Consider the following 8869-nt stretch of genomic DNA (forward strand, 5'->3'; position numbering starts at 1 on the left):
TAAAAATCAACTTTACTTGCAGCATCAGTTGCAGTCATTGAATAGGTGAATGCAGAACCATCAGTGACGGTAAACCCTAAACCGCTATTACCTGCGGCATTTAACTCATTCAATGTAATATTTGGTGTTTCCTTAGGAATGGTTGTTTTAATTGCCGTTGGATCGGACTCCTCGTCACCTTTATATGCTGTAACTTTATAATCACCTGTCTTTTTGTTGGGGTCGTGGATATATGAAGTTGTAGTAGAGCCGGTAAGTTTTATTCTTTGCCAAGTATCTGAACCGGCGGCTTTGAAATAGACATAATAACCATCTGTAGCTTCGGTTGGTGCATCCCAAGTCAGTTTAACTTTTAACCCATTATCCGTACCAACAAGTTTTAGATTAGTGGGTGCACTCGGCGCAGTGACTTTTTCGCAATTAACAAAAAATAAAAATAATATAAATATTACCCAAAAGACAGCAATGAATTTGCGAGTCATTTTATCCTCCTATTTAACGGCCTTTAGGTGCTGGCGGCACTGGTTTGGGTGCCGGTTTTGCTGGAGTTGTTGCTTTTTTATGGAAATCGGTCATATGTTTTTCGAAGTCCATCTTCATCTGCTCGATTTTAGCAGATAAGTCGTTAATCTGCGTCTCCAATGCTTTTATCTGTTCGCTTTGTTTGTCGAGTTGCGTTTTCAATTCGGTTGGTTGCTGACAGCCGATGATGAAAACGAATGCGACAAAAACTAATGCGGTAATTAGTTTTTTCATAAATACTCCTTTCTGTATATATTAATCGCAATGGCGCATATTTAGATTACCATTGCTATTTATTGTTATTTTATATAATTTAAGGCTAATTGTCAAGTCTTTTTTTACCCGATAAGGTCTTATCGGCATTTTGGTCATATTTGAACCCATTTTAAGAATTTTGTATGCAAAAATTGAACGACCAATCGTATATTTAGTGTTAGGAAAAACTAATAGCGCCAATATTAATACTAACCAAATTATGATTACTCCTTGAACAAACCCGAAGACTCCTCCTAAAATTTTATCGAGCCAACCCAACATTATCAATTGGACGACCTTCTTCAATAATAAACCCAATAAATATATCAGAATAAAAACAATTATAAAAATAATGATAAAACATATTATTTTATTAACTGTTGTTAGTTGTGAAGTTTTGAACAATATTTTTTCTAATGTTGGGTATTGTTTGCTAGCAATATAAAACCCTAACATTAGACCTGCAGTTATTGATAATTGTTTAACAAATCCTTTAATAATACCATTTACAATACAACCTATTATCACTAAAACAATAAGGGCATCAATTATCATCTCTATCCTTATTCACGCAAAAATATTGTTAGCAAATCGAATTCTGTCATAACTGAATAGACTTCAAAAACTTTACTGCAATCATTGCTATCTTAACATATAATTTAATAAAGTCAATAATAAAATTCATTAAGTATTTTTGAGAACATTTAAGTATGATTTTTATACTCAGATATAACTTTTATGATTTTAACCCAGATATACCTTAAAATCGCTCCAAAAAGTTATACATATAATTATACAAAATTTTTAACTGAAATTTGATATAACATTTTAAATTTCATACTGTTCTTTCGAAATTCCTACTATTAGATGGTATGACTCCCACCACGGTGTAGCAAGTTTCGAATTGGGCGTTAAGGAGATTCCGAAACCAAACATAGTAACACCTCCAGTACCTTATTCAGTGGTATATTTTGACGAACAAAATTAATCTTATTTTATAACGACCATTTTAATTAAAGATAGGGATAGTCTCTTATGGTCTATTAGGGATTGCGGTTTAATGAACAAATACATCCATAATTAAGTAAGTTATTTTTGAGGCAACCAATTTTATTAGCATCAATGATTGTCTCCTTAAACTTTTTAATAATAGTGAATTCCACAAAGGGTAATGACTCGGTCTAAAACTATTGAATTGCTTTTTAAGAAACATTCATATGGAATATCTATTTCACTAAATCCGGATACCATCTTTCTGTAATAGATACTTTTTGTTGACTTTATTATTTTTTGATTTATAATTATTCTTTGTGCAAAAGACATTATTGTTGATTAAACCCGATGCAGTAAAGAATAAACACATCGGCGAAATAATTACTGAAGTCGAAAAAGAATTTGAGATTTTAGATATAAAATATACGCGTTTAACAAAATCTCAAGCCAAAAAGTTCTATGCAATCCACAAGAATAAAGATTTTTTTAAGGGGCTGATAGAGTTTATTACTTCTGGACCAATAGTTGCACTCCTTTTACAAGGACCTAATATTCAAAAAAGAATCCGAGAATTCATTGGTGATACTGACCCGAAAAAAGCAAAAAGAGGAACTATCAGAAATAGATTCGGCACATCAATTCAACAGAATGCAGTGCATGCTTCAAACCCTTTAGAAAATCCAGAAAAAGAAATAAAATTCTTTTTCCCAAAAGTTAAATAATGAAACCATAAAATTCGTTAAAATAATGAAAAAGAATCTTTGAAACCCTGAATAATGTACATGGAGGACATTGTGAAGAAATATTTGTTTGTTATAATAGCACTTTTCAGTGCAATAGCTTATGCTGGTTCGTTTACGAAAACATTTAAATTTTCAGATGCGGACTTAACCTTTCAAAAGGTTGATAATTTTGACATAGTAAGTTTGAAAAATACCATACCTTATCAAATACCCGGTGCGCCAATTGTACCTGTTGCTATCTATAATGTCTTAGTGCCAGCAAATGCAACTCTTACCGAAATTAAAATCCGAGCAATAGCCGAGCATTCAGTTGATGGCAAATATATATTATATCCGAGCCAAGAACCAAAACCGATTAGTTACCAAGGCGAATTTGAATTTATTCAACCCAATCAAGAAATATATCGTTCATCTTCGGTCTATCCCGCAAAAATAGTTGATTATTCATCTACTGGAACTAAAAGTGGTTATCGAATTAGTAGTTTTGCGATTTTTCCTATTCGTTATTATCCCGAGACTCAGAAATTAGTTTTGATTAATAGTCTAACCTTAGAATTTATTTATGAAGAGAATCGGGTAATATCAGAACCGATAACTCTCAAACAGAAGGAATTTTTTTCTCAAGATGTGCAATCTCTGATAATCAACCCTGAAGATATTGAACGGTTTTCGCCCCCAGAGAATTTTATTGAACAGAATGAGATTGATTGTATTATAATTACCAGTGATGCTTTATCAACTAACTTCCAACCGTTAATCGAATGGCATAACAAAAAAGGCTTTCGAACCGAGATAAGAACAACTTCTTGGATAATGAGTAATTATAACGGTCGTGACCAACAAGAAAAGATTAGAAATTTTATTAGAGATTACTTTAATACGCGTGGTCTGAAATGGGTAATTTTAGGTGGTGATAATGCAGTTGTGCCCGCACGAAGAGCGCGCGCAGTTGTTTCAACTTATACGGGTAATATCCCCTGCGATTTATATTACGCAGACCTGCAATGGTCCTGGGATGGTAATAATAACAATATTTTCGGTGAAACAACTGATACGGTTGATTTCTTTGTTGATTTATATGTCGGGCGTTTATCCGTTGACAATGCAACTGAAATAACTAATAACATTAATAAAATATTCACTTACGAAAAAAATCCGGATTCTACTTATATCAAGAAACTCTTATTACCTGCGGCATATCTCTGGGATAATTATAACCATATGTTGTCACAGGATTCAATTGAAAGATTCTCACCGCTGGGTTGGATTGACCGAAAAATCAATCTTGGCCAGAATGATGCTTTGCGATATTTAGTTAGGGACTCCTTAAACAATGGTTTTGGATTGGCACATTTAGTTGGCCACGGTGATGATGTTGGCGTTTATATTTATAATAGTGCCCAATATAACACATCTGACCCATCTACTCAAACTAATAGCACAAAACTCGTCATCGTGAATTCAATTGCCTGTTATCCAGGTAATTTTGAATATAATGATTGTTTAGCCGAACGGATGATGAATGTTCCCAATTGTGCTGTTGCAGTTATAATGAATTCAAGATATGGCTGGGGAACTCCGCCAGTAATTGGACCATCAGAGTTACTTGACATTGCTTTCTATGATTTCTTTTTTACTCGCGATTCGAGTCTAATCGGTCCTTGCCACAGCACGGCTAAAGACGCCTATCGATATTATGCTGAAACCCAACAAGTCTGGCGTTGGTGTGTTTTTGAATTAAATCTGTTCGGTGACCCATTATTACCAATGTGGCGCAATACACCAAGACAGATTCAAATTTCACGACCCGATACAATTCAAACCGGACCACAAACAATTACAATTACTGCTACTCAATCAGGAAGTCCAATAAGCAATGTTTTAATTGCCGCTTATAAAAGTGGTGAAGTGTGGAAGCGCGGTAAGACAAATTCTAATGGACAAGTAAGTCTTATCGTTAATGCTTCCTCACCAGGCAAAATGTATATTACTGCGACAGGTGCAAATTGTTATCCCAAAGAAGATAGTATTTTAGTTGTAACCGGAACACCAATGCCGTATATAACATTAGACAGTTTAACATTGGGAACAGTTAATCCTAATCAGACTATTAATTTTTACGCAATAATCGTTAATACAGGTAATGCACCGGCAACAAATACAATTGGCAAATTAAGAACAAATAGTAGTTATATTACAATGATTGATTCTGTTGCTAATTACGGCACAGTTGCAGTTGGAACTCAAGCAATAGGCGATTTGTATACTTTTTATGTTAGCAGTAATACACCTTCAGGCACCCAAATCCCTTTTACCATAAATGTTACGGCTGACCAGGGCAGTTGGAACTTTAATTTTAATGTGTTAGTCGGACAAGCACCACAACCAGGAATGATTGTCGCCAATCATGATACCGGCTATTGCTTATTAACCGTAACGGCATTAGGTAGTATTGGTTATACCAACCCCGCAGAAAAAATTGGTTCAGGATTTCGTTATCCTAAATCAGTAGTAAGTTCATTATATTATAGTTCTATGTTAATTGGCAATTCTGCATCTTATATTGTTGACCGCTTTTATGGACAACCGGCAACTACCTTAAATCAAGATTGGAGTATTGTTGAAAGTTTAAGATTTGTTTCTCCCCCAAGTTATGGCGAACAACATCTTCAAGCCAGTTATTCTGATGCCGCACATGCAACGCCAAAAGGCATTAAAGTTACTCAAAACAGTTATTCATTATCTAATAGCCGTTATGATGATTTTGTCGTTTTGGTCTTTGATTACCAAAATACCGGAACAGCGGCTGTTAACGGTCTTTATTCTGGCATTATTAGTGATTTTGATATCAAGCCGGAAAGTTCAGCAACTGACATTGCACGAAGCGATATTAACCGACGCGCAGTGTATATGCGACGAGCTGTAACTCAGAGTCCAACCGTCGGAATGAAACTTTTATATCCGACTACTGCAGCAAACCTCACTTGTATCGACCACGCAATTTATGTCTATCCAGATTCCGCAATGAATGAAAATATGAAATACCGAATTCTTAATGGCGGAATTAACCTTCCCCAATCAAATCGAACTTATGATTGGTCAATTGCTTTATCCGCTGGACCATTCAATTTAGCGCCATCACAGACTTATCGTGTCGCCTATGCATTTGTTGGCGGCAACAGTGAAGCAGACTTCCTTGCTAATTGCGATTCAGCACAAGCATGGTTTAATCATTATGTCGGCATTACTGAAAATGGAGATAAAATTCAAGTTATCAGACCATCAATTGATTTTTCGATTACGCCTAATATCAGTGCTAAAATAAATAAAATCTCATATCAAATTCCTAAACCCGGTCATATAACAATAAGAATTTATGACATTTCGGGCAAATTGCAGGATGAATTCTTTAATGGCAATGTTAAAACTTGTTTGGGAACAATTGACTTTAAGACAAAACAATTGCCAAACGGTATCTATTTTGTTAAACTTTCAACTGAAAAAGAAAGCACAACTAAGAAATTTACAGTAATTAGATGAGACAATAAATGATGAAATTGCGATTGAAAAACGGGCATCGATTTTTACTACTGCTAATTTTGGGGTTGCTTTCTTCTAAAAATAATCTTATCTATGGACAACAAGAACTGCCTTTTAATCTTAAAGCATTTGACCGACCTAATGATGCCGGCAAAGCAATTACGCTTCAATGGCAATTAGTTCCTGGCGATACTCTTGGCTCGGAAGATTTTATTGGCTATGAGATTTACCGCTCAGAAAATACAGAAGGTCCTTTTGAAGTAGTTGGTCTTGCCTTAAAAGGGTCTGGAGGATATGAAGACCAAACAACTATCGACCGCAAACAATACTATTATTATATAAAAGCAGTATTTAAAGACACATCTTATCAATCACAAGTTGTCGGTCCAGTTATTTCGAAAGCCCAGTGGTTTAACACTGCGAGAATCAATGTGCTTATCTTTACAATTATAATTTGTTTTTTAGTTGTTTACTATATTGAACGAGCAAAAAAAGGTGATAAGTTATTTGTTCGTAGAATAAGCGGTCTTGATGCAATTGATGATGCGGTAGGCCGAGCAACTGAAATGGGACGACCAATTCTCTTCTCCTTTGGACTGGGTACACTTACTGATGTTGTCACAATCGCAGCACTTTCAATTTTAGGCAAGATTGCGAAAAAATCCGCTGAATATCAAACCAAACTTTTAGTACCTAATTATGACCCGATTGTAATGACTGCGGCTCAAGAAACAGTAAAACAGTCTTATTTAGAGGCTGGCAGACCTGATTTATATAATGAAAACAACTTACCGTTTTTGACTACTGACCAATTTGGTTATGCTGCCGGTGTTGACGGCATAATGATAAGAGAAAAACCCGGTGCAGTATTTTGGCAAGGCTATTTTTTTGCGGAAGCATTAATTATGGCAGAAACTGCTCATACCATTGGCGCCATCCAAATTGCCGGCACAACTGCAATCACTCAACTACCGTTCTTTATTGCCTCTTGCGATTATACTTTAATTGGTGAAGAGATGTTTGCGGCATCCTGTTACTTAAAACCTGACCCGCAGATGCTTGGTAGTCTAAAAGGCGAAGATACGGCCAAAGCAATTATTATGATTATCTTTATTGGTATCGTTATTATCGCAACCTTAGGTGTAATACTCACAAAACCATTGCCGTTTCTTAATGAACTCTATGACCGATTACAAAATTGGTTTACTGCAAGATAAAATATGAATTGTAGGACATTATGAGAAATCAAATACCTTTAATTATAGTCTTTCTAACAGGCATCTTACTAATCGTTACTTTCTTCATCCCCCATGAACCATTTGGAAGTTTAGAACAGAGATTTTTGGTATGGTTTTCAATTGTTTCTGGATTTACTATGCTTCTCGGCTTAGATAGTCTAACGCGCTATCATTTGATAAAAATTCGAGATAAAGCCAGTGGCTGGGGGTACAGTATTATTTTACTTTTAGGGTTATTTCTTACATTAGGACTCGGATTTTATTCGTGGGCAAGGTATCAAAGTCCGTTTACGCTCGGTTCACCATTTATGTATCTTTACACATATATTATCATTCCCCTACAGGCAACAATGTTTGCGCTTTTAGCATTCTTTATTGCTTCTGCAGCATATCGCGCATTTCGTGCCCGTACCTCAGAAGCAACAATGCTTTTAGTTGCTGCCGCATTAGTAATGCTCGGTCGAGTTCCCTTAGGTGGTTGGTTATGGCAAAAAATAGTTGATTTAGTCGATTTAATACCAGGAACACATCTATCCGGACTGAGAAATTTAGAAATCTTTGCGCGCATCAATGATTGGATTATGGATATACCACAAACTGCAGCCAAACGAGGTATTTATATTGGTATTGTTTTAGGTGGTATCGCAATGTCAATAAGAATTATTCTTGGTATAGAACGGTCTTATACTTCAGGTTCTTAGGAAATTAACAATGTTTCAGAAATTCAGACTACATAAAATAGAAAAATCTCTGAGTTCTGTGTGTCTCTGTGGCAAATATTATATATGAAATTTTGGGAAAAATTAGGTTCAATTGACCGAAGAATAATTTACACAATAATTCTACTTGCTGTTATCGTGCCATTATTATTAAAAATTGTTATGCCGATTCGAGTATCAGATACAGTGCGTAATGCATTTAATTCAATTGAAATCTTGCCTGCAGGTTCAGTGGTAATGATTTCAATTGATTATGATGCTGCATCAGAACCAGAATTACAACCAATGCTTATTGCAATATTAAGACATTGTTTTAAGAAAGACCTCAAAGTTATTTTAATGGGACATTGGGCATTAGGTCTGCCCTTAGGTGAAATTGCGCTCAATCGTGTAGCCGCTGAATATAATAAGAAATATGGCGAAGATTATGTAAATTTAGGATACCGACCTGGATATACTGCATTAATCGTTGGTATTGGTCGAGAAATCCGAGATTTCTTTTCTACAGATTATCGTCGCGTCCCAATTGATAGTTTTCAATTTATGAGAAAAGTCCACAATTATCAAGATATTAGTCTTTTAATCGGTTTAGAAGCCGGTGCGACTGGGGATGCTTGGGTTCTTTATGCTGGCGGTAGATTTCAGCAGAAAATGTTTTTTGGCGCAACAGGTGTTGTAGCACCTGATTTGTATCCGTATTTACAATCTAATCAGATTACTGGTTTAATTTCCGGGTTACAAGGTGCTGCTGAATATGAAACCTTATTAAAACAAATTGGAACCGGGACTTTGGGTATGCCAACTCAATCAGTAGTACACGGACTAATAATTCTTTTTATTATCTTAGGTAATATTAGTT

The 8869-nt window shown here is 35.3% G+C and carries 8 protein-coding genes; 5 read left to right on the forward strand and 3 right to left on the reverse strand.

Features of this window, described 5'->3' with window-relative positions; genetic code table 11:
* The 3 genes from N2201_03285 to N2201_03295 form a co-directional block, all read right to left on the reverse strand.
* A partial coding sequence (locus N2201_03285; protein MCX7785239.1) for a fibronectin type III domain-containing protein occupies positions 1-482 on the reverse strand: 482 nt, incomplete at its 3' end.
* 13 nt (positions 483-495) lie between these two features.
* Positions 496-756 carry a hypothetical protein gene (locus tag N2201_03290; GenBank protein MCX7785240.1) on the reverse strand — a complete coding sequence of 87 codons (261 nt, stop codon included), beginning with the start codon at positions 754-756 and terminating at the stop codon, positions 496-498.
* Between the two features lie 21 nt (positions 757-777).
* Positions 778-1332, reverse strand: coding sequence for a CvpA family protein (locus N2201_03295; GenBank protein ID MCX7785241.1), 555 nt, complete (start codon positions 1330-1332; stop codon positions 778-780).
* Between the two features lie 755 nt (positions 1333-2087).
* Here N2201_03295 and ndk point away from each other — a divergent pair.
* The 5 genes from ndk to N2201_03320 form a co-directional block, all read left to right on the forward strand.
* The gene (gene ndk, locus N2201_03300) at positions 2088-2492 is read left to right on the forward strand and encodes a nucleoside-diphosphate kinase (protein MCX7785242.1); all 405 of its coding nucleotides are present in this window, start codon (positions 2088-2090) and stop codon (positions 2490-2492) included.
* 72 nt (positions 2493-2564) lie between these two features.
* A complete protein-coding gene (locus N2201_03305) occupies positions 2565-6053 on the forward strand; it encodes a C25 family cysteine peptidase (protein ID MCX7785243.1) in 3489 nt (1162 codons plus the stop codon).
* Positions 6054-6061: 8 nt separating this feature from the next.
* Positions 6062-7270: a hypothetical protein gene (locus N2201_03310; GenBank protein ID MCX7785244.1), complete on the forward strand. Its 1209-nt coding sequence runs from the start codon at positions 6062-6064 to the stop codon at positions 7268-7270.
* A gap of 20 nt (positions 7271-7290) precedes the next feature.
* Entirely contained in the window at positions 7291-7992 is a 702-nt protein-coding gene (locus tag N2201_03315; GenBank protein ID MCX7785245.1) for a hypothetical protein, read from the forward strand.
* Positions 7993-8076: 84 nt separating this feature from the next.
* The coding region (locus N2201_03320; protein ID MCX7785246.1) for a hypothetical protein at positions 8077-8869 on the forward strand (793 nt) is incomplete at its 3' end.

Source organism: candidate division WOR-3 bacterium (genome assembly GCA_026418155.1).
GTDB lineage: Bacteria > Hydrothermota > Tepidihabitantia > Tepidihabitantales > CAIPLT01 > JAOABV01.